The organism is Faecalibacterium sp. 3 (assembly GCF_048323735.1).
Classification (GTDB): domain Bacteria; phylum Bacillota; class Clostridia; order Oscillospirales; family Ruminococcaceae; genus Faecalibacterium; species Faecalibacterium wellingii.
Genome location: NZ_JBLWFN010000001.1, coordinates 1,804,953 through 1,830,164, shown reverse-complemented (window position 1 = coordinate 1,830,164; position 25,212 = coordinate 1,804,953). Strand labels below are relative to the sequence as shown.

General features: G+C 50.5%; 24 protein-coding genes, 2 tRNA genes, 5 pseudogenes and 2 riboswitches. Of the genes and pseudogenes, 14 read left to right on the top strand and 17 right to left on the bottom strand.

Features of this window, described 5'->3' with window-relative positions:
- Positions 1 to 4: 4 nt before the first annotated feature.
- Both ACNSPV_RS08695 and ACNSPV_RS08690 read right to left on the bottom strand, forming a co-directional pair.
- Positions 5 to 100 (bottom strand): hypothetical protein, encoded by a 96-nt coding sequence (locus ACNSPV_RS08695; protein WP_418268271.1) that lies wholly within the window; start codon positions 98 to 100, stop codon positions 5 to 7.
- Positions 64 to 1,188: a site-specific integrase gene (locus ACNSPV_RS08690; protein WP_348583692.1), complete on the bottom strand. Its 1,125-nt coding sequence runs from the start codon at positions 1,186 to 1,188 to the stop codon at positions 64 to 66. Before ACNSPV_RS08690 ends, ACNSPV_RS08695 begins: the two co-directional genes overlap by 37 nt.
- Before the next feature lie 359 nt (positions 1,189 to 1,547).
- Here ACNSPV_RS08690 and ACNSPV_RS08685 point away from each other — a divergent pair, with 359 nt between their 5' ends.
- The 8 genes and pseudogenes from ACNSPV_RS08685 to ACNSPV_RS08650 all read left to right on the top strand — a co-directional run bounded on the left by ACNSPV_RS08685 (position 1,548) and on the right by ACNSPV_RS08650 (position 8,828).
- Positions 1,548 to 1,859 carry a helix-turn-helix domain-containing protein gene (locus ACNSPV_RS08685; protein WP_117529631.1) on the top strand — a complete coding sequence of 104 codons (312 nt, stop codon included), beginning with the start codon at positions 1,548 to 1,550 and terminating at the stop codon, positions 1,857 to 1,859.
- Positions 1,860 to 1,871: 12 nt separating this feature from the next.
- Positions 1,872 to 1,963: riboswitch (cyclic di-GMP riboswitch) on the top strand.
- A 207-nt stretch (positions 1,964 to 2,170) separates the two neighbouring features.
- Positions 2,171 to 3,493 (top strand): BTAD domain-containing putative transcriptional regulator, encoded by a 1,323-nt coding sequence (locus tag ACNSPV_RS08680; RefSeq protein WP_015565649.1) that lies wholly within the window; start codon positions 2,171 to 2,173, stop codon positions 3,491 to 3,493.
- Positions 3,494 to 4,021: 528 nt separating this feature from the next.
- Complete coding sequence (locus ACNSPV_RS08675; RefSeq protein WP_015565650.1) at positions 4,022 to 4,504, top strand: sigma-70 family RNA polymerase sigma factor; 483 nt, start codon at positions 4,022 to 4,024, stop codon at positions 4,502 to 4,504.
- A 446-nt stretch (positions 4,505 to 4,950) separates the two neighbouring features.
- On the top strand, positions 4,951 to 5,178 hold the full coding sequence (locus tag ACNSPV_RS08670) for a hypothetical protein (protein WP_015565651.1): 228 nt from the start codon (positions 4,951 to 4,953) through the stop codon (positions 5,176 to 5,178).
- Positions 5,179 to 5,312: 134 nt separating this feature from the next.
- Positions 5,313 to 5,990 (top strand): type II toxin-antitoxin system PemK/MazF family toxin, encoded by a 678-nt coding sequence (locus ACNSPV_RS08665; RefSeq protein ID WP_348583693.1) that lies wholly within the window; start codon positions 5,313 to 5,315, stop codon positions 5,988 to 5,990.
- A gap of 107 nt (positions 5,991 to 6,097) precedes the next feature.
- Positions 6,098 to 6,798, top strand: a pseudogene (locus ACNSPV_RS08660) (DUF6551 family protein).
- Positions 6,799 to 6,905: 107 nt separating this feature from the next.
- Positions 6,906 to 7,091 (top strand): hypothetical protein, encoded by a 186-nt coding sequence (locus tag ACNSPV_RS08655; protein ID WP_015565653.1) that lies wholly within the window; start codon positions 6,906 to 6,908, stop codon positions 7,089 to 7,091.
- 138 nt (positions 7,092 to 7,229) lie between these two features.
- Positions 7,230 to 8,828, top strand: a complete 1,599-nt coding sequence (locus ACNSPV_RS08650; protein ID WP_112145132.1) for a recombinase family protein — start codon at positions 7,230 to 7,232, stop codon at positions 8,826 to 8,828.
- 179 nt (positions 8,829 to 9,007) lie between these two features.
- Here ACNSPV_RS08650 and ACNSPV_RS08645 read toward each other — a convergent pair.
- Positions 9,008 to 9,083: transfer RNA gene (locus tag ACNSPV_RS08645), tRNA-Ala, on the bottom strand.
- 391 nt (positions 9,084 to 9,474) lie between these two features.
- Between ACNSPV_RS08645 and ACNSPV_RS08640 the strand changes: the two genes are divergently transcribed.
- Positions 9,475 to 10,506 (top strand): hypothetical protein, encoded by a 1,032-nt coding sequence (locus tag ACNSPV_RS08640; protein WP_348583694.1) that lies wholly within the window; start codon positions 9,475 to 9,477, stop codon positions 10,504 to 10,506.
- A 151-nt stretch (positions 10,507 to 10,657) separates the two neighbouring features.
- On the opposite strand, the gene ACNSPV_RS08635 is transcribed toward ACNSPV_RS08640, so the two are convergent.
- Both ACNSPV_RS08635 and ACNSPV_RS08630 read right to left on the bottom strand, forming a co-directional pair.
- Positions 10,658 to 10,858 carry a hypothetical protein gene (locus tag ACNSPV_RS08635; protein ID WP_348583695.1) on the bottom strand — a complete coding sequence of 67 codons (201 nt, stop codon included), beginning with the start codon at positions 10,856 to 10,858 and terminating at the stop codon, positions 10,658 to 10,660.
- 226 nt (positions 10,859 to 11,084) lie between these two features.
- Entirely contained in the window at positions 11,085 to 11,531 is a 447-nt protein-coding gene (locus ACNSPV_RS08630) for a hypothetical protein (protein WP_348583696.1), read from the bottom strand.
- 254 nt (positions 11,532 to 11,785) lie between these two features.
- Here ACNSPV_RS08630 and ACNSPV_RS08625 point away from each other — a divergent pair, with 254 nt between their 5' ends.
- The 3 genes from ACNSPV_RS08625 (at position 11,786) to sigG (ending at position 14,819) form a co-directional block, all read left to right on the top strand.
- Positions 11,786 to 12,628 (top strand): sigma-E processing peptidase SpoIIGA, encoded by an 843-nt coding sequence (locus ACNSPV_RS08625; protein WP_348583697.1) that lies wholly within the window; start codon positions 11,786 to 11,788, stop codon positions 12,626 to 12,628.
- A 33-nt stretch (positions 12,629 to 12,661) separates the two neighbouring features.
- Positions 12,662 to 13,375, top strand: coding sequence for an RNA polymerase sporulation sigma factor SigK (sigK, locus tag ACNSPV_RS08620; RefSeq protein ID WP_348583698.1), 714 nt, complete (start codon positions 12,662 to 12,664; stop codon positions 13,373 to 13,375).
- A 670-nt stretch (positions 13,376 to 14,045) separates the two neighbouring features.
- A complete protein-coding gene (gene sigG / locus ACNSPV_RS08615) occupies positions 14,046 to 14,819 on the top strand; it encodes an RNA polymerase sporulation sigma factor SigG (RefSeq protein WP_348583699.1) in 774 nt (257 codons plus the stop codon).
- 46 nt (positions 14,820 to 14,865) lie between these two features.
- Here sigG and ACNSPV_RS08610 read toward each other — a convergent pair whose 3' ends face one another.
- Positions 14,866 to 15,114, bottom strand: a complete 249-nt coding sequence (locus ACNSPV_RS08610; RefSeq protein ID WP_249238464.1) for a sporulation transcriptional regulator SpoIIID — start codon at positions 15,112 to 15,114, stop codon at positions 14,866 to 14,868.
- Positions 15,115 to 15,221: 107 nt separating this feature from the next.
- Positions 15,222 to 15,321: riboswitch (TPP riboswitch) on the top strand.
- An 82-nt stretch (positions 15,322 to 15,403) separates the two neighbouring features.
- Here ACNSPV_RS08610 and ACNSPV_RS08605 point away from each other — a divergent pair.
- Together ACNSPV_RS08605 and ACNSPV_RS08600 are read left to right on the top strand one after the other, a co-directional pair.
- A complete protein-coding gene (locus ACNSPV_RS08605; protein WP_348583700.1) occupies positions 15,404 to 16,033 on the top strand; it encodes an energy-coupled thiamine transporter ThiT in 630 nt (209 codons plus the stop codon).
- 260 nt (positions 16,034 to 16,293) lie between these two features.
- Positions 16,294 to 16,369 (top strand) — tRNA-Ala (locus ACNSPV_RS08600).
- Positions 16,370 to 16,435: 66 nt separating this feature from the next.
- Here the strand turns inward: ACNSPV_RS08600 and ACNSPV_RS08595 are convergent.
- From ACNSPV_RS08595 to ltrA, 11 genes and pseudogenes are all read right to left on the bottom strand, one after another.
- A complete protein-coding gene (locus ACNSPV_RS08595; RefSeq protein ID WP_348583701.1) occupies positions 16,436 to 18,049 on the bottom strand; it encodes a recombinase family protein in 1,614 nt (537 codons plus the stop codon).
- A 140-nt stretch (positions 18,050 to 18,189) separates the two neighbouring features.
- Complete coding sequence (locus ACNSPV_RS08590) at positions 18,190 to 18,375, bottom strand: hypothetical protein (RefSeq protein WP_055190497.1); 186 nt, start codon at positions 18,373 to 18,375, stop codon at positions 18,190 to 18,192.
- 89 nt (positions 18,376 to 18,464) lie between these two features.
- Positions 18,465 to 19,286 (bottom strand): DUF6551 family protein, encoded by an 822-nt coding sequence (locus tag ACNSPV_RS08585; RefSeq protein WP_348583702.1) that lies wholly within the window; start codon positions 19,284 to 19,286, stop codon positions 18,465 to 18,467.
- On the bottom strand, positions 19,277 to 19,948 hold the full coding sequence (locus ACNSPV_RS08580) for a type II toxin-antitoxin system PemK/MazF family toxin (protein WP_348583703.1): 672 nt from the start codon (positions 19,946 to 19,948) through the stop codon (positions 19,277 to 19,279). The genes ACNSPV_RS08585 and ACNSPV_RS08580 overlap by 10 nt, the downstream gene beginning before the upstream one ends.
- Positions 19,949 to 20,080: 132 nt before the next feature.
- Entirely contained in the window at positions 20,081 to 20,308 is a 228-nt protein-coding gene (locus ACNSPV_RS08575) for a hypothetical protein (RefSeq protein WP_112146599.1), read from the bottom strand.
- Between the two features lie 376 nt (positions 20,309 to 20,684).
- Complete coding sequence (locus ACNSPV_RS08570; RefSeq protein ID WP_348583704.1) at positions 20,685 to 21,149, bottom strand: sigma-70 family RNA polymerase sigma factor; 465 nt, start codon at positions 21,147 to 21,149, stop codon at positions 20,685 to 20,687.
- A gap of 605 nt (positions 21,150 to 21,754) precedes the next feature.
- Complete coding sequence (locus ACNSPV_RS08565; RefSeq protein WP_097782582.1) at positions 21,755 to 21,991, bottom strand: DUF6061 family protein; 237 nt, start codon at positions 21,989 to 21,991, stop codon at positions 21,755 to 21,757.
- Between the two features lie 102 nt (positions 21,992 to 22,093).
- Positions 22,094 to 22,222 (bottom strand): annotated as a pseudogene (locus ACNSPV_RS08560) (Maff2 family mobile element protein); the annotation flags it as partial.
- A gap of 135 nt (positions 22,223 to 22,357) precedes the next feature.
- Positions 22,358 to 22,579 (bottom strand): annotated as a pseudogene (locus tag ACNSPV_RS08555) (type IV secretory system conjugative DNA transfer family protein); the annotation flags it as partial.
- Between the two features lie 91 nt (positions 22,580 to 22,670).
- Positions 22,671 to 23,075 (bottom strand): annotated as a pseudogene (locus ACNSPV_RS08550) (transposase); the annotation flags it as partial.
- Between the two features lie 297 nt (positions 23,076 to 23,372).
- Positions 23,373 to 24,617, bottom strand: a pseudogene (gene ltrA / locus ACNSPV_RS08545) (group II intron reverse transcriptase/maturase); the annotation flags it as partial.
- Positions 24,618 to 25,212 lie beyond the last annotated feature (595 nt).

Below are 25,212 nucleotides of genomic sequence, written 5' to 3'. Positions count from 1 at the left end.
CGGCTCAGTTTTTGAACTGGAAGATTTCGTTTCCGAGCGTGATATACATACCATTCGCCAGCGTCACTGTATTGCTGCCCAGAATTTTCTCGTCGCCCACGAACGTGCCATTTTTGGAGCCAAGGTCCTGAATGGTGCAGACACCAATGAGTGTCCTAAAATCTCACTCAGAGTTTTGATGTCGATTTTTGCTTCCACACAGCGTGTGGCAAAAGTGTGCCTTAAAACATGAAAATTCCTTTTTTCCAATCCACAGGCATCCAAAATCTTGTGAAATCTTCGCTGAATGCACCGCGGTTCGATAAACTTCGAAGGAGAACCGCTCAAAAAGAATCCGGTGTGACTCAGGGAATAGCGCTCCAGAAAACCGAACAGCAAATTTGAGATTGGGATATTCCGATTAGCGGAGCTGCTTTTGGGAGATGCAATCTCGATATGTGTTTTTTTGCTCCCAGGTACCCGATTCTGGATACGTTGCATCGTCTGACAGATATAGATATTCCTTTCCGAAATCGAGATCTTTTCCCACGTCAACGCACACAGCTCCCCGATACGTATTCCTGTCAGTAGACAAAGAAGAATCCCCAGATTCAGAGCATCGGGATGTTCCTCTAGATATTGCTGCAAAATCATCTGCTCTGGGAGGCTTAAAATGGGCAACGACTTTTGCGTCTGCTTGACCCTGATATCAAGAACCTTCGAATCTACGAATATACCGAGTGTTCCTGCATAATTCAGAATGCGACGCAGAACAGAGAGCACATCCGAGATTGTCTTGGGAGAAAGACCGGTTTTATCCTTTTTTCCGTGCAGTTCAAGGTGTTTGCAAAGCTTCCTTACCATTTCTTTTGTGATCTTCTCGATTTTTACTGTCTGGAATGATGGCATGAGATAGCATTCGATTAGCGTCCGATAACGAATGTAGGTGGATTCCTTGAAGTTAATGGAAAAGGCGTCAAGCCACTCCATGGAAACAAGTTCAAATGTACTGTTTCTGGTTCTTTCCTCGCTTCCGGATGGTTTACCTTGGAGCTGGAGCGTGTGCTGTAGATCACATCGCACTTCGCGGTAGGAGGAAGCATACAGATAACCATATTTGGGCTTTCCCAGCGCATTTCGCGACTTTATGTAGCGTGCTTCCCAGCGGCCATCCTTCCTTTTATAAATGTTCAATCCTTTTCTTGACACAAAAACCTTCCTTTCGTTGACGGCTTATTTGACGGAGCATACAATCGGATTGTATCGAATTTGTTGAAATTGTCGAGTAAGTACGACATTATTTTCTTTTTTTCAGAATTTCAGATTGCTTTCTCTTGACCATCCGTGTAATCGGCGGTAAAATTCAATTGAATCATCCTGTCGCAGAGTGGGCTACTCTGCGACAGGAAACATAAACCATGAATGTAAAAATTCATGGTTTTTATTTTTTCCATTTTCTTTTAGTCTATCACAGGTAGTTGATTATATCAATTAAAAATAATAGATTTAATCATTCGGTTTCAGCTATGCTCTCGACTACAATAGAGTTGAGAAGGATGGTGGTGGCCATGTACGAAGAACAGTTTTCTAAGAGGCTTACTGAGCTGCGCACACAGAAGGGTGTGTCTGCAAGAGACATGAGCCTCTCAATCGGGCAGAATCCCGGCTATATTCGTGCAATCGAAAGTGGTACTGCCTTTCCGACGATGGCAAATTTCTTTTACATCTGCGAATATTTCAACATTACTCCACAAGAATTTTTTAATTTCGGCGAGGAAACCTCCAATGGAATGAATGCACTTGTTGACCAGCTAAAACAGTTCGATGCCGAGCAGATCAATGCACTTACGGCTTTTATAAAAACAATCGTAAAAAAGTAAATTATCAAAGAACTTAATACTTGGTAAACCTACCGAAAGATAGGGCAACAAAGCCAAATGAGTCTAAAATCTCATATACGAGGTCATGGCAGCTGGTTGCTTTTTGAATGGGATAATTTTATCCCTCTACCATGTTAGAACCGTCTGTGAAGATTTCAACTCACAGGCGGTTTTTGTTATTTAAAAGCAAAATGATGGGGCATTCTTCAGCTTATGCGGTGGAGAGATAGCTTTACATAGCAGCATCCGGGATTCACCGTATTAAGCGGAAGAATGCCCGGATGCTGCTTTTTATTCAGGAGGTGTCTGTTATGCGGCAATCTGATTCGGTGAGCGAAGAACTTGACACGGAGAACGTTCAGTGTGCGCTTGATTTTGAGAACACAATGAATGAGCTGGAGACACAGTTATACTATCGCCATCTGCCGCCGAAGGAAGTTGCTCTGCGGGTCATGGAAGCGGCCTGTAAATTCTATGATGCCGACTGGTGCGGTCTAATTCAGGTTGATCTGGATTTGGGGCTGTGGAAGCCGCTCTGGTGGCACAATGAATGCCAAGAAGATAAAACCACTATCCTTACAAATGAGTTTGAATCGTCTGAATTTCTCGACCGCTGGGTAAAGGCAGTGCGCAGAGGAACCCCGATGGTCGTTTCTGATGCAGAAGATGTCAAGGACACCTACCCGGACGAATACCGGTTGTATGAGCGCTTAGGTATTAAGTCCGTCCTTGCGATTCCACTGGAACCACGGCAAATCGCCCTGATTGCCGTGCGCAACCCTCAGCGGTACACCCATCAGACCAGTATGCTTAAACTTCTGGCCTATGTGTTACTGGCGGCATACAACGATAAGCGAATGGCTGACAGTCTGAGCATGGCATTCTCGCCAGAAAATATCAAGAGCAGCCATGATGTCTTCATCAGCTTGTTCGGAGAATTGAAAATCCACACTTCCCACGGTGTCCTGCCGGAGTCTGACCTGAAATCTCCTAAAATCAGCCGTCTGCTGACCTTTATGCTGCTTTCCAATAAGAAAGCCCTTTCATCGTTGGAAATCGTACAGGAAATCTGGCCAGAAGAACTGGAGGATAAGGACGAACCCGGAAAAAAGGTCAAACAGCTCGTTTACCGGCTGCGGCAAGCATTCAGCATTATCTCGGATGAGCAGCTGATTCTCTCCACGCCGTCTGGCTACCAATTCAACCCCGACCTCCATATCACGACCGATTTTCAGCGGTTCGATGAGTTGTGCATTGCAGCCGCAAAAGCCACTTCTGCTATAAATAAGGTGAGATTGCTCGAAAAAGCGGCATCATTGTATCAGGGCAAACTTCTTTCTGCTGCCAATGGCGAACATTGGCTGGTTCACTACGCAAACCGATACCACCTCGCATTTATGAGTACAGTTAATGAACTGCTGAAGCAATTGATGGACTTCCACGCATACGATCTGCTTCATCGGGATGCTGCACTGGCCCTGACCATCGCGCCGGAAAACACAAAAGCCTACTATTGGCTTATTCGCTCGTACCAGAAGCAGCACATGGACGAGATGGCAGCGGGCGAGCTTGCGGCTGCGAAGCAAAAGCTGCCCGAAGATGAATACCAGAAACTACTCAACTCACTCGAATGATAAAATAACGTAGTTGCGTCATGCGACTTTCGTGTGACCTTCATACAACTTCTGTGTGACCTTATTTTTTCTAAAATCGTTCCATGTGACTTTCATAAGACCGTCATGTGACTTCTATAAGACCCTCGTGTGCTATGATAACAAGGCAAGTCAAAGCCTTGTTGTCTGGCCGCGAGGGTTTTATTTTTTTGTCCTTTTTTTAGCCGGATAAACCGCTTTTGACCTGTAACGAAGAAAAATATATCGAAAGCCTGAGATGCATTAAAGGCTGAGGATACTCATATTGCTTTCCATCCGCGGATGGAAAACAGTGTTTGTACCCTTTTCTTTAATGCGTCTCTTTTTTGCGCCCAAAGAAAAGCCAGTGCCCTGTCCAACAGTGAAGTGTCCTCATCCTCCGCATCCAGTGGAAAGGACATTTCATGTTTCTTTTTGCCCTCTTTTCGTGGCTGGAACTGGCCGCAAAGTATCCCTAGAATCTCCAAATTTTCAACTTTTTACGCTTTATCGAAAATTTGGAGGTTTAACATGGGATTTAACAATGGTTTTGAGCATGTACGTCTGGAAAACAAGTGGAAGAAACTGCGTATCCAGTACCGGGAAGCAGGAATGTCAGAGGAAGCAATTCAAGAGATGTACAACTTTGATGTTCAAGTTGTCAACTCCGAACAGCGGTACTATCGACATTCAAAAGACCTCGCCTTTAATGATGCAGACACGGAGGACACCCATAGTAACGACCGCTATGAAGAAGCTATTTTGATGGCCGACACATACAGGGAGACCAAAAGTCGTTTTACATGGATTGGCGAAATTGAAGATGAACGCTTGCTCTCTGCCCTTGAGAAATTGAAAGAGGAGGATTTGAAAATTCTGACCTTATATGCCTATGACGGCTACACTGTTACTGAAATTTCTAAAGTTTTACGCTGCTCTCAGCCTACAATTAGCATCAAAATCAAACGAATCACTAAATTTTTGAAAAACTTTGAATTTGATGCTATGGATTGAGCTTTCTCGTGAGCTAGTAAGTGAGGGGACAATTTCCCAGACGGCTCTCGCCGCTGGTGATATGTCCACACTCACGGACCTTGAAAGCTGAATAGTTCAATCATCTGGTACTTCAAGATAATGATACTTCTGTTCAACGCAGCCCGGTCAGCGTTAGGCGGGGTGGCTGAGATGCCAATGGAGCGGTACAAGCCCGCCGCCAGATGATTCCCCACTCTCAGGGAGCCGAGGGCGAATATGAGAGAACTTTATTCATATTTTCATCGCACTGCCAAATCGGCAGAGCAGTGATCTGCAATCCCAACACGATTCCCCAACGAATAACACGTTGGTTTGCAATAAAGCAGGAGCGGTCGGATGCCGTTTTCGGTCTCCGACAACTCCTGTTACTTTTACTTATCCATATCTATCCGCAAAACAACTACCCGACATAGGAGGACATCTCTATGGTTGAATTGAATCCTACCGTGCGGGAGCAGGAGATCTACGAGGAAATGGAGCTGACCCCGGAAATGGTCAAATCCATCCGAACCCTCTGCGCGACCTGCCTCCGGCACTTCGTGGAAGCTAAGGCTTTCAAAATTGCGCTCGTGCCCAGCCCTGACAAGAGCATGGACACCTGCACGGTCTGCCAGACCAACCGTGGGCATGACTATGTTGTTATGCACCGGTAAGTCCGGCACTGCACTTTGTCACCGGGGAGGTGATAACACACCCCATTAAAATGAATGCCACCATAAATTGAACGAAGCCCGCTGCCAAGAAAAAGCAGCGGGCTTTGTACATAACAAAACATGGAGGTAAACATTTGCAGCAAAACTGGAAGTTCCGGCGCGGAGACATTTACTACGTCCAATTCGGAAACACAAGTACCGGCTCGGAACAGCACGGCGACCGCCCTGCGGTCATCATTCAGAATGATGTGGGCAATACCTATGCACCGACCCTCATCGTTGTCCCTCTGACAAGCAATACGGAAAAGAAAGTAACTCAGCCGACACACTGCTTGTTGGAAAACGAAGGGCTGTCTATGTCCTCTATGGCTCTGGCAGAACAGATCTTCACCATCGACAAAAGCCGCATTTTGAAATACTTAGGGCATCTCGCCCCGGAAGATATGCAGCAGCTCGATTATGCCTTGAAGAACAGTCTTGCCTTGAACCCACTGGGCAGCATTCGGAAGCTCAAGCCCATCATCCGCTCCACGGCAGCGTATGCGCCGCCGGAAGTAGTGGATGGAAAGCCACCCATCTATCCCTACACACCCATCAAATCGTCCTTTGAGGACGCAGGGAGCGTGGAGGAAATGATGCTGTACACCGAGCTGCAATCCGCTGTTCATGCCATGATACAGCGGCTCGAATACAGCTTTACCTTTAATCCCAGCCTGCTCACCATCCCGAAGCGTAAGCAGCAGGTCAGTGAGATTTTAGCAGAAGCCGAAAAATACATCTGGAGAATCCGGGAGGAAATGCAATGCGACTGAGCAACACCAACAACTTTTCCGCATCTTTCAATGTGGCCACTCCTTATCAGATGGTGGTCATTCACAGCAGCAAGCTAATCTACCCGCGCGAGCTTTATCAGCGGGGCATCCAGCGTAAGCGCGTTGAGCTGATTGCAAGAGACTTCAATGAATATACGGCGAATGAGCCGAAGGTCAGCTTTCGCAATGGCCGGTATTATGTAACGGACGGTCAGCACACCATTGAAGCGCGTATCCTGCGCAACGGTGGCAAAGACCTCCCGATTCTCTGCAAGGTGTATACGGGTCTGACGATGCAGCAGGAAGCCCTGTTCTTCGCAGAGCAAAACGGTCACGCTGCACCGCTGACGGCGGGCATCAAGCTCCGTGCCAAGGTCGTGGGCGAGGATGCTCTTTCCATGGCATTCCTCGCAGCCACCAACCGGGTGGGTCTGGACTTCAACTATGACAGCTTGCAGTTGAGCGACTACCGCATCAGCTGCGTAGGCACTGCACTCAAGCTGTACAACCAGATGGGCGAGAAAATCTACTGCGAGGCTCTGCGGCTGATTGTGGACGCATGGGAGGGCAAACCCGATTCCTTCCGTGCCGCAGTCCTGAAGGGTGTGATGTACTTCGTGGAAGTGTATCACGGTGAGTTCAACGAGGAACGGCTGATCCGTGCCCTGCGCAGCGTCCATCCCATGGAAATCTACCGCACCGGGATGGACAACCCGCAAAGCTGCCCGGATGGAAGAAATACGTTTTCCCCATCTATGCGGCGTACAACGGCAAATCCCGTAAGGATGCCCTGCCGATGAAGTTCTGACATTTACAGGAATCTCTCCTTAAAGACAATGGGCATCCGCACAACGCAGATGCCCATTGTTACATATTAAGACAACAGCATTTATTCATAATAGGAGTTACAATCTTATGATCGATAAATTTTCACAGGTCGCAGAGAACCTTCCTGCGGCTGACCGTGATGCCGACCGGCAATATCATGTAATCAACGGTTATCCTGTCGTTTTTAGCTTTTCCAAGGAACCCAACCCGGAAGCGTTTGAGCGCATTCGGAACATCCTGCTTGCCACCAGCTATACGAAGAAGGTAGGTTGACATCATGGACGAATGCAGAATCAAACGCTATACTGAGTGCGGTAACGGGCGATATTACAAACCGAGCCATTGCCGGACGTTCTTTGACAACGAAATAAAGCCTATCCCCACTTTTATGATGAAAGTGAGGAATTTACAATGACAAGAAATAACAATCGCGTGTGCTGCTTGTACCGCGTTTCCACCGATAAGCAGGTGGATTTCAACTCCAACCATGAAGCAGACCTGCCCATGCAGCGAAAGGCTTGCCATAAATTCGCTGAATCGAAGGGCTGGGTCATCGTCCATGAAGAACAGGAAGAAGGCGTGTCCGGCCACAAAGTCCGGGCCGCCGCCCGCGACAAGCTCCAGATCATCAAGGACTATGCCCGAAAGGGCAAGTTCGATATCCTGCTGGTATTCATGTTCGACCGTATCGGTCGTATCGCAGATGAAACGCCCTTTGTTGTGGAATGGTTTGTACGGAACGGCATCCGGGTATGGAGTACCCAAGAGGGTGAGCAGCGTTTCGACAACCACACTGACAAACTGCTGAACTACATCCGATTCTGGCAGGCGGACGGAGAAAGCGAAAAGACTTCCGTCCGTACCCGCACCAGTCTGCGCCAGCTTGTAGAAGAAGGTCACTTCAAGGGCGGAAATGCGCCTTATGGCTATGACCTTGTACGGAGTGGGCGTATCAACAAGCGCAAGCATGAACTGTACGAACTGCACATCAACGAGCAGGAAGCTGCCGTAGTGCGGATTGTCTTTGACAAATATGTGTATGAGGGCTACGGCCCGCAGCACATTGCTACCTATCTGAACAATTCTGGCTATCGCGCAAGGTCTGGAAAGTGCTGGCACCCATCCAGTATTCGGGGGATGGTACAAAACCTGACCTACACCGGCGTTCTCCGCTGTGGGGATGCACGGTCAGAATTGATGCCGGATTTGCAGATTGTCCCGCAGGAACAGTTTGAAAACGCACAGCGCATTCGGAATGAACGCTCTGTGCGCTCAACTGCGGAAGCCGAAAATCGTCTTCCTTTGAACATCCATGGGAAGTCGCTGCTTGCCGGCAACGCTTACTGCGGACACTGCGGTGCAAAGCTGGAACTGACCAGCAGCCGTAAATGGCGAAAAATGGCAGATGGATCGTTAGACGATACGCTGCGTATTCGCTATACCTGTTACGGAAAGCTCCGCAAGCAGACCAACTGCACCGGGCAGACGGGATATACCGTCCACATTCTGGATGAGATCATTGATAAAGCTGTCCGCCAGATTTTCTCCAAGATGAGGGGTATCCCCAAAGAGCAGATCGTTACAAAACGCTATGAAAAAGAGAATGCGGAACGCAAGAATCATCTGCAAGACCTTCAGACACAGCGGAACAAGGCAGAAAAAGACCTGTTCGCACTGAAAACCGAGGTTTTAGCTTGCATCAAAGGTGAAAGCGTGTTACCGAGAGAAACCCTTGCCGAAATGATTACAGCGCAGGAAGAGAAACTCACGGAGCTGGAAAACCTTTGCGAAGCGGCCAGTGAAGAACTGGAGAAAACGGCTGAGCTGATGGATAAAGTGTCGCGGCTGTATGATGAACTGATTTCTTATGCTGACCTGTACGACAGTGCAAATTTTGAAGCGAAGAAGATGATCGTCAACCAGCTCATCCGCAGGGTAGACGTATATCGCGGATACCAGATCAACATCTCGTTCAACTTCGATCTCACTCCTTACATTGAGGGGGAGTGATACGTCCGCCTGCAAAACAGTCGGGCATCGAACAAGCATTTTCAAAAACAACGAAACAGCAAGAATTGGGGGTTGCCGTCCATACGCCTGCAAAATCAGGCATTTGGCTGATTTTCAGTGTGACCTCCAAGAAAGCAAAAAGAAAAGCACCATACTTCCTACGAAGTACAGTGCTTTTTTGGTGGAGAATAGCGGGATCGAACCGCTGACCTCTTGCATGCCATGCAAGCGCTCTCCCAGCTGAGCTAATCCCCCAGATGTTCGTGCCGTGCCTGACGACAGGAGTAATTATACCAGCGATTCCCCGGATTGTCAACCATTTTCGGAAGATTTTTCCCAGAAAATCGAAAAAAGCAAAACAAAACCCGCACAGAACATTTTCCCCTTCTGTGTAGGAATGTTTTCTTCGTCATGCCGGTGCCGGCCGGGTTCTATTTTCAGACATTGGTTCACCTGCTTTCTTCTTCCAAGAATATCGTTCCATTATCTCATCTTTTTACAAGCCAACGCTATTATAAGCATGGAACTCCATTTCCGGTGTTGAGCAGGCTGCACAGCTTGATATGCAAAACGATTTATGGTAAGATGAAAGTACGATAAGGGCTTATATGCTCTTGTTGAACCTGTTGCGAGGAAGTGAATGCCGATGGAAAAGCAAAACACGGTAGAAAATCAGCTTGCACACACGATAACTCAGACGGAGTTTGATTCGGACTATGATAAGACGGCCAAAAAACTGCTGGCGAACAAGCAGATTTTGGCGCAGATCATGAAGGGCTGTGTAGATGAATACAGTGAATGTTCCGTAGAGGAAATTGCCGAAAAGTATATTGAGGGAACTCCAGAGGTTGGCACGGTTGGCGTTCACGTTGATGATACAAACAGACCTCCAAAAGCTCCCGAAGTGATAACCGGAAGCAATAATGAGGATTCTACGCTGACTGAGGGAACGGTGCGTTATGACGTTCGCTTTGATGCGATCACTCCGACAACAGCGAATGATGCTGCCTCACAAGATGTAATTCGTCTTATTATCAATGTAGAAGCACAGACTGCTTTTAATCCGGGATACCCGCTGACGAAGCGTGCAATCTATTATTGCAGCCGAATGATCTCCGCGCAGCACGGGCCGATTTTCAAAAAATCGGAGTATGGAAAAATCCGAAAAGTGTATTCTATATGGGTCTGCACAAAACCGTCGGATGAATTTCAGAATACACTCACACGGTATTCGATTCGGCCAGAGCAGTTGATTGGAAACGCTACTGAAAAATCAGAAAATTATGATCTGATGAGCGTGGTAACGATTTGTCTGGGGAAACCTGATGCAGAAAACTATACAGGTATTTTGAAGTTTCTGGATGTGCTGCTTTCCTCGTCAAGAGCGGCTGCGGAGAAAAAGAAAATTCTCGAAGAAGAGTTTGGCGTTGCAATGAGTGAAGAACTGGAAAGAGAGGTGCTTATTATGTGCAACCTTAGTCAAGGTGTCAAGGCCGAAGGCCGGGAAGAAGGCATCGGCATTGGCAGAGAAGAAGGCATCGGCATTGGCGAGATGCGGATGCTAATGCGGCTCGTCCAAGAGGGTGATTTAAAGCCGGAGCGTGCTGCAGAAAAAGCCAACATGACAGTTGAGGAATTTAAGAAAGCAATGGAAAACACACCGTTACAGGCGGTATAAAGCAAAAATCCTGTAGAATGCAAAAGCCCTGCAAGGCTCAATTGGTTCAAAACCGATCAAAAGTCTTGCGGGGCTTACTTTTTACGCTTTACAATTTACGTATAAAAAATGTTCAGGAGCTGCTGCCGGGCGGCGTTTGCCGTCTTACAGATCAGGCAGGCTTCTTCGTATCCAAGGCTTTGACTTCTTCAAGGGTCAGCTTTGAATACTTTGCAACCTTTTCATATGGCATTCCATCTGCCAGCATTTCCAAAGCACACTCGATGTTCCGCTCCCGAACAGTTTCATTTCTCATTTCTTCCATAGCTCTGCACATAGTTGCCAACTCTTGCTGCGTTTTATTTTCAGGCATTGGTCCACCCGCTTTCTTCTTCCAAGAACATAGTACCATAATCCCATCTTTTTTACAAGCCAACGCCATTTGCAAATTTTACGGTATTATAAAGGTCTCTCCTCTGCCCGCACACCAATACTGCAAAAACAAAACCCCCGCACAGAACAGTTGCCCATTCTGTGCGGGGGTACGTTAGCCCTTTGGTTTCCCTCCGGGTGCTAGTCTATCCTTATATCAGGAGAGATTAGCCCTTGTAGCCGAAGCCGTAGCCGGTGTTCAGGGTCTTGTCGCCAGCGGACTTGACTTCCAGACCGATGGAGCTGGAGCCCAGAGTGTAGATAGCAGACAGACCGCCAGCAATGCTCAGGGCAGCGTTCAGCAGGCCCAGGCCAGCGCCCCAAGCGCCGTTTGCGTAGGTGTGAGCACCCTTGTCGTATGCACGGTGCACGGTGTTCCACACGCCGCCGATGAAGTCACCGGGGACGTAGTTGCCATCGAACACGCTGTCGAAAGCAGAAGAAACATAGTTCTTCAGGAAGGTGTTGCCAACGATCTTGATCACGTTAGCAGAAACATTCTGCCAGTTCTCAGTGGTCATAGCGGGTGCCAGGTAGTCAACCAGAGAAGCACCACCAACAACGTAGGTCAGTTCGTTTTCTGCAACAGCAGAGAAGTTTGCAGGCATCATCATAATGATATTACTCCCTTCAAAATTAGAAAAAATATTTCACAAACCACTTTGTGTGGTTCGCATCCCGTATCTAGGATGGCAATAATATACCACACTTTCCAGAAAGATTCAAGTACTTTTTTGAAAAAAATGTGAAAAGTGTGATAACTTGTGAAAATCCGGTCTCAAAATCTTTACAAAAGCCCGGCTTTTCAGCGCATCGACATGGTTTTTTCTGTAATTGGAAGATACTGGAATGTGTGAGGACTTTTTCTATGAAAACTGTGATCTATCTGGATGAGCTGCTGCTGACGAACTTTCTGGCCGCAGCAATGCTGCTTTTGTGCACCGGGCTGCTGTGTGCACGGCAGTGCAGCGGCCTGCGCCTGCTGGCAGGCAGTGCAGCAGCAGCGGCCTTCTCGCTTGGCATCCTGCTGCCGGAGCTGCCCGGTGCGGCGGCGGTGCTCTGCAAAGTCTTTACCTGCGGTGCCGTTGTGTCCGCTGCCTATGGTGTGCCCGGCCCGCGCGGCTTTGCCCGGCTGTGCGCGTGGTATCTGCTGCTGAACCTGCTGCTGTGCGGAGCGGTGGTGCTGCCCGGCGTGCAGAGCGCGAACCTCTGCGTGTACTTTGCCCTTTCTCCGGGGCGGCTGCTGCTGTGCTGCGGGGCCGTATCTGCCCTGTTGCGGGCGGTGCTGTTCTGCTTTGGCCGGGCAGGGCCCCGCAGCGTCGCCGCCGTTCTGGAGCTGGACAGTGCCGCCCTGCCGGTGCAGGCGCTGTGCGACACCGGCTTTTCGGTGCAGGACCCGCTGAGCGGGCGGGCCGTGGTGCTGCTGCATTACCCCTCTGTGCGCGACGGCCTGCCGCAGGCGCTACGGGCCTTTCTGGACAGCTACTTTGCCTGCGGCACGGCACCGCCGCCGGAGCTGGGGGTGCGGCTGGTGCCCTGCACCACCATTGCCGGGCACTGTGTGCTGCCTGCGGTCCCAGCCAAAGCCCTGCGCGTGGGCAGCCGCCGGGTACAGGGTTTTCTGGCTGCATTCTGCCGCCCGGAAACGCCCCCGGAGCACTGGACCGCGCTGCTTGGCAGTGAGCTGGCCGGGCAGCTGGGCATCCGCTGACGCTTATATTATAGATGTACAGGAGGAGATCTCATGTTCCATGGTATTTCTGCATTCCGGCTGTTCTGGCAGCGGCTTCTTGCACGGCTGCGATATTGCGGCGGTGCCCATTATCTGGCGGGCGCGCCCAGTCTGCCGCCGCCCCTGACCCCGGAGCAGGAAAAAGCCCTGCTGGCCCGCATGGCAGAGGGAGACGCCTGCGCCCGGGACGACCTGATCACCCACAACCTGCGGCTGGTGGTATACCTTGCCAAAAAGTACGAAAACAGCGGGGTCCCCGCCGAGGATATGATCAGCATTGGCACCATCGGGCTCATCAAGGCCGTGAACACCTTCACCCCGGAGCGCAGCATCAAGCTGGCCACCTACGCCAGCCGCTGCATCGGCAACGAGATCCTGATGTACTTACGCAAAAGCTCCAACCGCCGACAGGAGGCCAGCATCGACGAGCCGCTCAACGTGGACGGCGACGGCAACGAGCTGCTGCTCTCGGACATTCTTGGCAGCGACGAGGATCAGATCAGCCAGCGGCTGGAACAGGACGCCGAGCGTGCCATTCTGCGCCGTGCCGTGGACAGCCTGTCCCCACGGGAGCGGCAGATCATGGAGCTGCGCTTTGGCCTTGCCGACGGCGTGGAGCGCACCCAGAAGGAAGCCGCCGACGCCCTTGGCATCAGCCAGAGCTATATCTCCCGGCTGGAAAAGCGGATCATCCATACATTAAAGGCCCAGCTGGAAAGCGAATGAAGTGGAAAAACGCGAACTGCCGCCCGCCGGGCTTGACAATCCGCGCTGATTCGCATATAATAAAACTACAAAAGGCGCTGGCCCTGCAAACGGCTAGTTCCTTACCGGATTAGTCAAGAAAAGATGACCGCTCGGATTGGGACTCGAGGCGGTCATTTTTTCTTTTTGTCATCACTGTGAGAAACAGTCCATGTAATTTCAAACGTAACGTAGATCGCTCCGCCGAGAAGCGTGAGCAGAAGCACGACCTGTTCAAACGTCATGGTGCATCCCCCCTTTCCGCCCTTGGGCATCCGGGGAGAACGAGATTTTCAAGAAAAAATCGTCTTTAGCCGGCACCCAAGTACCGGTAAGGAGCAGCTGCAACGGAGCCGACCGCCGCCTATGGCGGAAACAGGGAGGCGAGGTTGGGGCCGCGGCCAGCAAGACGCGAGTGCCGCTCAAGACACGAAGCGGATGCTGGGTGCCGCAACCCGTTCTGCTTTTGTGGGCACAGCGCCTGATGGCGGCGTTGCCGCCGCAAATACAGCATATCATAGATCCGCACAAAAAACAATATTTTGCCGCGCTTTCCTGCCAAACGGGAAAGCGCACAGTTTTTTCCACGCATACGATGCCGCTGCACATCCCATACTCCCGGTGAGAACAAAAACAGACCGGGGGCGTTTGGATGTACAACAAAGTGGAGCTGTGCGGCATGAACACGGCCCAGCTGCCTGTGCTGACCGAGGCCGAAAAGCGGGAGCTTCTGGCCCGGGTGCGCACCGGCGATGCCGCCGCGCGGGAGCGGATGGTGGAGGGCAATCTGCGGCTGGTGCTCAGCGTGGTGCAGCGGTTCGCCCAGCGCGGCGAAAATCTGGACGACCTGTTTCAGGTGGGGTGCATCGGGCTCATCAAAGCCATCGATCATTTCGACCCCGCCCAGCCGGTGCGCTTCTCCACCTACGGCGTGCCCATGATCATTGGCGAGATCCGGCGCTTTCTGCGGGATAACAACGCCCTGCGGGTGAGCCGCAGCCTGCGGGATACCGCTTACCGGGCCATGCAGAGCCGCGAGACGCTGGAAAAGCAGCTTGGCCGCGAGCCGACCATGGACGAGATCGCGCAGAGTGCCGGGCTCACCCGCCGGGAAGTAACGGCGGCGCTGGAATCGGTGGTGGAGCCCATCAGTCTGGATGAGCCGGTGTACACCGACGGCGGCGATGCCATGTACGTGATCGATCAGGTGCGGGACCCGGATGGCGAGGACAGCTGGATCAGCGGGCTGCAGTTTCGCCAGACGGTGGCCGGGCTGACCCCGCGGGAGAAAAAGATCATGGAGCTGCGCTACCTGCAGGGCAAGACCCAGATGGAGGTGGCGCAGGAGATCGGCATCAGTCAGGCACAGGTCAGTCGGTTGGAAAAGGGCGCACTGAGCCAGTTCCACCCCCAGAACCAGCAGTAAAACAGGCGGCACGCTTCCGGAATAAAAACGGAAAGCGCGCCGTCTCTCATTTGCGGCTGTATTTGCGCCGGGTAGCTGCGCCGCCGCGCAGATGCCGCTCGGCTTTGTTGCGGGCCAGCACAGCCCGCACCTGCCGGAACAGCTCCGGCTGCAGCGTCCGCAGCCGCACGGCCACGTCCTTGTGCACCGTGGATTTGCTGCACCCGAACACCGCAGCCGCCGCCCGCACGGTGGTGCGATGGGCCGCAATGTACTCGCCCAGCTGTATTGCTCTCTGCTCAGGGTCTCCCTTCATGCCCGGATCCCTCCTGCTGTATTATGGTACAGCCTATGCGCCTGACGGGGCAGATATGTGCCGCCGGGGCTTGACTTCTGCACCAGATGCGCTATACTTTTATACGGACATAAAAACAGGGGTGCCGAAAGGCTGAGATCCGCATTGTGCGGAGTACCCTTTTACCAGACCGGACAATGCCGGCGTGGGAGTTTGCAGAACTGTCCGTTCTTTCACAAACCCCGTGCGCCTGCTGAAAAGCGGGCGTATTTTGTTTTTGTGTACTATCGTTCTGAGAAGAGGAATCCTTATGACCAAAACCTATTCCAAGACCCGCATTCTGGTGGAGGGTGCACTGATAATCGCGCTGTCCACCGTTTTGAGCATGATCCAGATCCCGCTCATGCCCCACGGCGGTTCCATCACCCTGTTCAGCATGGTGCCCATTCTGGTAATGAGCTACCGCCACGGCGCAAAGTGGGGCGTCATGACCGCTTTCGTCAACAGCCTGATCCAGCTTGTGCAGGGCCTTGGCAATCTGGCATACTGCCAGACCCTCACGGCGCAGGTGGGCTGCGTGCTGCTGGACTACCTTCTGGCTTTCACGGTACTGGGCTTCGCCTGCCTGATCGCAAAGCCTTTCCGCAGCCGTACCGTGGGTGTCGGTGTCAGTGCCTTTGTGGTGTGCCTGCTGCGCTTCCTGTGCAGCTTTCTGTCCGGTTACATCGTCTGGAAGGACTACGACTACGCTTTCAGCTGGATGACTGAGATCGGCTTCCCCGGGATCTCCAGCATGAGCGTGGACGGTCTGTGCTGGCTGTACAGCGCCTTGTACAACGCCACTTACATGCTGCCCGAAGCCATCCTGACCACCGTCCTTGTGGTGATCCTGATCCGTGTCGCACCCCAGATCTTCGACCGGCAGAACGCAAGAGCGTAAGTTTTTTCGCAGTCATTTTTCCCGCCGGGAAGGGCATTCCCCCGGCGGGAATTTTTTTGCGAAAAATCCAGAAAAGCTGTTGACAATCCGGCAAAGCGCTGGTATAATTACTCCTGTCGTCAGGCACGGCACGAACATCTGGGGGATTAGCTCAGCTGGGAGCCCAAGCAGTGTGCTCACGCACCCCCACAACTGAACTTCATAAAGCATTTCTTGTTTGAGCATCTCTTTTCCAGAGGCTTCCACTTCTGGAAAATTATGGGGGATTAGCTCAGCTGGGAGAGCGCTTGCATGGCATGCAAGAGGTCACCGGTTCGATCCCGGTATTCTCCACCATTGGCTCAAATGAGAGTTACAGACACCGTTGATTTCAAATCGAAGTCAACGGTGTTTTTGTGTTTGTCAGCAAGCAAGTTCATCGCTATTCTCCAAATACTGTGCAAGATCAAAGTTGAAGTCCACATGGATTTGGTATCCGCGATAAACGTCTACCCTGCGGATAAGCTGGCTGACGATCATCTTTTTTGCTTCAAAGCTGGCACTATCGTACAGGTCTGCGTAAGAGATCAATTCTTCGTACAGCTGCGATACGTTTGCCATCAATTCAGCGTTTCGCTCCAGTTCTGCACTGGCTTCTTCACACAGAGTTTCCAACTCCGTGTGCTTCTTTTCCTGTGCTGCGATCATCTCGGCAAGAGTGTCTTTCGGAAAAGCACTCTCCCCCTTGATTACAGCCAGAATCTCGGCTTTTAAGGCGAGCAGGTCTTTTTCGGCCTTGTCGCGTTCTGCTTGAAGGGCTTGCAGATGGTTCTTGCGCTCCACAGTTTCCTTCGCATAGCGGCTGGTGATAAGCTGCTCTTTGGGGATGCCTCTCAAGCGGGAGAAAATCTGGCGAACCATCTTGTCGATGATCTCATCCAGAATGTGCATAGTGTAGCCGGTCTGCCCGGTGCAATCCGTCTGCTTGCGGAGTTTTCCGTAGCAGGTGTAGCGGATGCGGAGCGTATCGTCCAGAGTACCATCGGAGAGCTTACGCCATTTCCGGCTGGTCGTCAGGGCAAGCCTTGCACCACAGTGACCGCAGTAAACGTTGTTGGAAAGCAGTGCCTGTCCACGGGTACGAAGAGGAACATGGTGTTCAGCTTCTTCCGCTGCGTGGGCAGAACGGTCTTCCCGGATACGCTGTGCAGCTTCAAACTCTTCCTGCGGGATGATCTGGAGTTCGGGCATCAATTCGGAGCGTGCATCTCCGCAGCGGAGAACGCCCATATAGGTCAGATTGCCGACCATTCCTCGCAAGCTGCCCGGATGCCAGCACTTTCCAGAGCGGGCGCGGTATCCAGCATTGTTCAGATAGGTGGCGATCCGCTGTGCGCCGTAACCCTCGTATACATATTTATCGAAGATTAGCCGAACGATTTCGGCTTCCTGCTCATTGATATGAAGTTCGTAGAGTTCGTGCTTGCGCTTGTTGATGCGGCCACTTTTCACAAGGTCATAACCATACGGCGCACTGCCGCCCTTGAAGTGTCCTTCTTCCACAAGCTGCCGCAGGCTGGTACGGGTACGGACAGAAGTTTTTTCGCTTTCGCCGTCTGCCTGCCAGAAGCGGATGTAGTTCAGCAATTTGTCGGTGTGGTTGTCGAATCGCTGCTCACCCTCTTGGGTACTCCATACCCGGATGCTGTTTCGTACAAACCATTCTACGACAAATGGCGTTTCATCTGCGATGCGTCCGATACGGTCGAACATGAACACCAGCAGAATATCAAATTTGCCCTTTCGGGCGTATTCCTTGATGATTTGCAGCTTGTCACGGGCTTCTGCGCGGACTTTGTGACCAGACACGCCTTCTTCTTGTTCTTCATGGACGATGACCCAGCCCTTTGCTTCGGCAAATTTGTGACACGCCTTGCGCTGCATGGGAAGGTCTGCTTCATGGTTCGAGTTGAAATCCACCTGCTTGTCGGTGGAAACACGGTACAGGCAGCAGACACGGTTTTTATTTTCAGTCATAGGGGGTTCCTCACTTTCGCTATAAAAGCGAGGATGAACGATATTCGGTTATCAAAGAACGGTTGGTCGTGGTTCATGGATTGCTCCGAATACCACTGCCATCCTCAGTATAGCGCGTTCTTTTGTCCTCGTCCACGATGTCAGCTGGTCTTTTTGGTATAGCTGGTGGCGAGCAGGATGTCACGGACACGCTCAAAGACACCCGGATTGGGTTCTTTTGCAAAATTGAGGACGACAGGATAGCCATTGATAACGGTATATCGGCGATTCGGGTCGTTATTGGTCACCGGAACGTTGCCAGCGACCTGCGAAAACTTATCGACCATTGTATCATCACTCCTATATATTGTAATTTTCAATATGTAACAAGGGACATCCGCAGCTTGCAGATGCCCCTTGGCAGAGAGAATATGTTTTAGAACTTCATCGGCAGAGCGTCCTTGCGACCTTTGCCGTTGTAGGCCATGTAGATGGGGAAAACGTATTTCTTCCATCCGGGCAGCTTGGCGGGATTATCCCTGCCGACACGGTAGATCTCCATAGGATGGACGCTGCCCAGCGCACGGATGAGCCGTTCTTCGCTGAACTCGCCGTGATACAGTTCCACGAAGTGCATCACGCCCCGCAGGACAGATGCACGGAACGAATCGGGCTTGCCCTCCCATGCGGCAACGATCAGCCGCAGCGATTCGCAGTAGATCTTCTCACCCATCTGGTTGTACAGCTTGAGCGCGGTGCCCACACAGCTGATGCGGTAGTCGCTCAGCTGCAGGCTGTCATAGTTGAACGCCAGACCAACCCGGTTGGTGGCTGCGAGAAACGCTTTGGAAGGAGCATCGCCGCCCACGACCTTGGCGCGCAGCTTGATGCCCGCTGTCAGGGGCGCGGCGTGGCCGTTCTGTTCAGCGAAGAACAGGGCTTCCTGCTCCATCGTCAGGCCGGTGTAGACCTTGCAGAGAATCGGCAAATCCTTGCCGCCATTGCGGAGGATGCGCCCCTCGATGGTGTGCTGACCGTCCACTACATAATACTTGCCGTTGCGGAAGCTGACCTTCGGTTCGTTCGCAACGTATTCGTTGAAGTCGGCAGCAATCATTTCCACCCGCTTGCGTTGTACACCCCGCTGATAAAGTTCACGGGGATAAATCAGCATCTTGCTGTGAAGCACCAGCATCTGGTAAGGCGGGGTGATATTGAAAGAAGCGGCAAAATTGTTCGTGTCGTTTTTCAGGCGCATCGCATTTCCTCCTTGATTCGCCAAATGTATTTTTCGGCTTCAGTCAAAATCTCAGCCACCTGCTTCTTACGCTTCGGGCTGGTGAGCAGGCTGGGATTAAAGGTGAAGCTGTATTCGAGCCGCTGAATCATGGCATGAACAGCGGATTGCAGTTCGGTGTATAACATCATTTCTTCGACCGTCCCTGCGTCCTCAAAATCGGATTTGATGGGTGTGTAGGGATAGACGGGCGGTTTACCGTCAACCACTTCAGGCGGTGCGTAAGCCGCCGTGGAGCGGATGATGGGTTTCAGCTTTTGGATACTCCCCATCGGGTTCAGGGCAAGGCTGATCTTCACGGCATCATCGACCCGGCTCATTTCTTCCGGGGTGAGGTGTCCTGCAAAATTCTGGATACGGCTCTTGTCGATGGTGAAGATCTGTTCAGCTTGAACGATGGAAGGCTCCAGCTTTTCCGGTTCCACCAGACAATGGGTCGGCTGCGCAGCTTTCTTTTCTGTCTTACTTGTCAAAGTCGCAACGATCAAAGTCGGTGAATAGGCATTGCCCACATCGTTTTGCAGGATGACTGCAGGGCGGGTTCCGCTTTGTTCGGAACCGGTGCCGCTGCCCAGTCGAATAAAGTAGATGTCTCCGCGTTGGAATTTCAAAGTGGATTCCAATTGCGAACCTCCATCTGGATATGTAAGAAGCCCGCTGTACCTCCTAGGCAGTGGGCTTCTGTTAAAGTATGAAAGCGGTTTTACTTATACGGTACGCATCACCTCCCCGGTGATTGGAATGAAGCACCGGCATCAGCGGTGCATGACAACGTAATCGTGACCGCGCCGGGTTTGGCAGACGGTGCAAACATCCATGCTCTTGTCTGCGCTCGGTACGAGAGCGATTTTGAAAGCCTTGGCTTCTACGAAATGCCGCAGACAGGTCGCACAGAGGGTTCGGATAGATTTGATCATTTCCGGGGTCAGTTCCATCTCCTCGTAGAGCTCCTGTTCGCGCACCGTAGGATTCAACTCATCCATTTGAGCAGTCCTCCGTGTCGGTAAAAAGTGAATGGCGGATAAATATGTAAAAGAACAGGAGTGACCGGAGACCGAAAACGGCATCCGGCCGCTCCTGATAAAATATGTTAAGGTCTCGCATATTCGCCCTCGGCTCCCTGCGAGTGGGGAATCATTCGGCAGCGGATTTGTACCGCTTCATTGGCATCTCAGCCACCCCGCCTACATCCTGACCGGGCCGCGAATTACGGAAGTATCATTATCTGAGTACCGAACAACTGAACTATTCAACTTTCAAGGTTCGCGAGTGCGGACGTTTTGCCAGCGGCAGGAGCCGATTTGGTGAATTGTCCTCTCACTTACTAGCTCACGAAAGAGGTCAAATTATAACCAGAAATCAGAATTTCTTCAAAAATATAGTAATTTTTGCAATTCTCTTATGAATTGCGGGCTGTGAAATATTAAAGACTTTAGAAATCTCGGCTTCGGTGTAGCCCTCATAAGCATAGAGCGTCAAAAGTCTGAGCTCGTCTTCGGACAATTTTTCCAGAGCAGAGAGCAACCGTTCATCCTCAATTTCCCCAATCCATGCAAAGTGACTTTTAGTTTCATGGTATGTATCGGTTGTTAAAATGACTTCATGGTAGTGCTTTGTGTCGCGTGAGTCGCCAGCTTCGGTATTGCTAATGGAAAGATCAACCGTATGGCGATAATACGTTTGTTCTGAGTTGACAACTTGAAAATCAAATTCATACATTGCTTGAATTGCTTCATCGGACATACCAGCTGCCCGATACTGAACCCGCAGCTTTTTCCACTGATTTTCCAAACGAATGCGCTCAAGGTCATTGTTGAAGCCCATATTAAACCTCCAAATTTTCGATAAAGCGTGAAAAGTCAAAAATTTGGAGTTGCTAGGGATACCGTGCGGCCAGTTCCAGCCACGAAAAATGGGCAAAAAGAAACATGAAGCATCCTTTCCGCCGGATGCGGAGGTTGAGGACACTTCACTGCGGGACAGCTTGCGGGCTTTTCTTGGCAACAAAAAAAGAGATGCACTAAAGAAAAGGGTACCGACACTGTTTTCCATCCGAAAATGGAAAGCGGTATAAGTATCCTCGGCCTTTAATGCATCTCAGGCTTCGATATGTTTTTGTTCTGACGCATCGAAGCCTATAAAAAAGAAAACCGCCGTGCGATCAGCTTTTGCAAGGCATCGATGGAATTGCGCAAAAGGTTATTGATGAGTGTCCTATACTGATACTTGACATTCCGATGTACTTTGCCACGGTGCTGCTGTTCTGGTAGAAAAGTCCGATATTGCATTCTGCTTTTTGTGTAGTAAGTGCAATGAAGCCGGATTAAAGTTCGTTTTCATGAGAATATTTCAAGAGCCAAACCTTTGTGCGACACAGAGATTTGGCTCTTGAAATACAAGCTGCTTTTTATCAATCGAGCAAGCCGTGCTCACCGTGAGTTTTTTAAATATGCATTCAATCCACCGTTTAGCACGAGCTGCACATACTCTCGTGGCGCGTTATAAATGAGCCAGTCAAGCTCAGTACGCACTCTTACAAATGGTAGTGTTCCGTCAATGGTATCCTCTACAACATCGCAGTCGATTGATATCATTGTCCCGTCTGCAAAGCGACATTCTACGTTGCCCGTGTCGATGTTAAATTCACAAGATAAGAGCTTATTCATAATCAGACCTCCGATTTTCACTTTTCAGCGTTAATGCGTTTTTATAAATCTGAATAGTGGGCAGCGGTCATTTGATTATGTAGTGTTACTTTATGGCACATGAGCATTGCTGCCGGGGTTGTCGTTACCGTAACCTTCCAGCAGGTTGATGGCACCCCACACGCCGAGACCGACACCCAGAGCGACAACCAGAGTCTGAAGAACTTCGATAACAGAGTTAAAGAATTCCATAGTCGTTTCTCCTTTATAAATGAAAGTTGTAGACCGCCCGTACACACCTGAAGCTGTTGCTGTTAAGCCGCAAACTACGGCGGAAGTGGGCTTGCTGGTGTACCTCTCTGGTCAAAAATAAAACCGCCTACCGGGTCAGGCAGACGGAAGCGAATCAGCGTCCACCACGATGAACTCATCACCGGGGTGGATCTTTTCTTTTCGGTTCAGATATTTTTCAATATCGAAGGTGTTTTTGGGGTCGTAGTCGGAGGTCAGCTTGTAGTTGGGATGCTGGGTCAGGTCGTACTTGTCAGAAAGAAATGGTCTGACACCACGCAACTGCAAAATGCACTTGCCGCCGTCCAGCACCGCCAGCAATTGTTGCCGGGTGCAGCGAGCATCCGGCAACTTTAATAAGCCGACAGGAGAGTTCTGTCAGCAGAGTTTTCAAATTATAGAAAAATCCTTAATCTTTGCAATCTAAACAGATGGCAGCTGCAGGGGGCTCTTGGGTACGCAAATATTCAGATACTCGCGCATAGTAGATCCTTAGAAATTTTGCACTGCCAGCAATCGTGTAGACGTAGTAGTGCTTTCCTTCAGCGCGCTTTTTGTCCATAAAGCAAAAGACGCTGTTATCTTTGTGGGATAAGGTTAGAATAATATTTGCTACAAGGAATACAGTGCGCCTCAAATGAGGTGAGCCGCGCTTGGAAACGTGGCGTGACTTGGATTCAAAGTTTCCAGATTGGAACGGTGGTGCATCAATGCCGGCAAAGGCAACGAGAGCTTTCTTGTTTTTGAAACGTCTGACATCACCAATCTCAGCCATTAGAGCAGGGCCTGTAATATTGCGAACATCTTCCATGCCAGCCTTTGCCTTTGGTGCAAGGTAGAAGATTTCTCTTTCTTCCGTTACATCCATCGGCATTCCGCAGTGGTAGCACAGTCCGTTCTGTTTTTTCCAAATCATCTTGAATTTTCCAGTCAGCCGGTGCATTCCTTTATCGAATTTCCTTTTTTGGAAATACGCCTCATCGAGGAACGGATTTGCAGTAGCTTTTATCTTGGTATGTCGCACAATGACTGTGCTGTCCGCCCGTATCAGCTCCTTGTTTTCCGTAGAGAACACCCAGTTCCGATTACCGACACGATGCCAGTATCTCGTGGAAATCCACCACTTGTTCTTCTTTGGGTGCCGTCTTTTAGCCCATCGCCACAGCAGTTCGTACAGGACATAGTCCAGATGCGCGAACGCATCACTTGCGCATACGGACTGGTGGTAATTAGTCCAACCTCGAATTTGTTCATTCAACTTCATAATCAGAACATCTTGCTGCCACGCTTTTCCTCTGCGGAGAATCGTGTCAGAGATATTGGAAACGATAGCCTTAACCGCCTTTTGGGAAGGCTTGATAATCAGCTTTTCGTTATACTTTCTGAAGTTCCAGCCGAGGAAGTCGAAACCATCGTCAATGTTGGTGACAACGGTCTTTTCATCAGAAAGTTCCAATCCGCGTTCAGCGAGAAACTCTCGAATCAGCTCCTTTGCTTCAAGAGCCAGTTCAGGTGTTGCCGCTGTGACCACAAAATCGTCTGCATAGCGGACGAAGTTTACTTTGTGGGCATTCTTAAATCTTGAATCGACCTTACCGAGCGCGTTCGTGTGAAAGCGTTTGACCAGCTTCTTCTCGATACCATCCAGCGTCATGTTCGCCAGAATGGGGGAGATAATACCACCTTGCGGAGTTCCTTCCTCGGTAGGAAAGAGTTCGCGCTGATAGATAAATCCCGCCTTTAAGAACTGCTTCAAAATGTTCTTGTCCATGGGGATATTCGCCAGAAGCCAATCATGGCTGATATGGTCGAAGCAACCTTTGATGTCACCCTCCAAAACCCACTTCGGAGAAATGTGCTTGCGCGACAGTGCATTGAACAGATATTCGCAGGCATCCTGTGCGCATCTTCCTTTTCGGAAACCAAAGGATTTCCCATCTGCTGTTGTTTCCGCCACCGGCTCCAGTGCCAAAGCATAAAGAGCCTGCATTGCGCGGTCATACATCGTGGGAATCCCCAACGGACGTTTTTTCTTCTTGTCCTTCTTTTCGATATACACTCTACGGAGAGGACGTGCACGATACCTTTTATCTGTCAGCGATAGAGCCGCTGCCATTTTCTTCGCCGGAGTGTTCCAGAGAACACCATCTACACCGGGAGTTCTGCGCCCGTCGTTGGTTACGACACGCTTGACAGCCAGTGCTTTGGCGTAAAAGGAATGTGTCAGAAGATACTGAAGTCGTTTTACTGCGTTGTAGTCTTTTTGCTGAGTTGCCTTGACAATCCTGATTTGTAGCCTGTTGACTTCCCGCTCTGCCTTATGCCAATCAATGTTTTTCCATTGGGCACTCAACATAGCTTCGTCCGACAGCTTCTCAGAAGTTTTACCTTCCGTCGTTGAATACTTATCGTTCACAGGAATACCTCCAATCTTGCCATGAAATACCCGGAATAAGTCAGCACCCTTTCAGGTCAGGGCAAATTTTGAACCCCTATGCTCACCGTTACAGTGAACCTTTCGCTTTTTATTCCATCTCATACCCTCTGCGCCATTTCTTCCTCTTGCGAGGTCGATACCTTTGTTCAAGGAACGCATAGGGTTTTCCACGTTCCACGTAATGCATAATTCTCGAATGCCTTAGCCGCCATCTTTGAACCGGGAGGATTTGTGTCCATTTGCTTCGGGGTAGCGAAAGGCCCCTCGGCCACCTCCAACACCTTTTGGTGTAGGTGTATCAGCCTTATTTCACCTATTCCCTGTAACGATCCTTACGATGATTCACATTACGTTCGACATAGCATTCTTTACCCTAACAGTACATCCGCTTTAGGCTGGCAGATTTCCCATATTGTCCTGTGAGCTTCCCAACGCCGGCTTTTGACCAGTGCAGGTCACAGTAGGGTTACTCCAAATGGATAGAGCAGTGTTTATACACAATACATTACGCGAC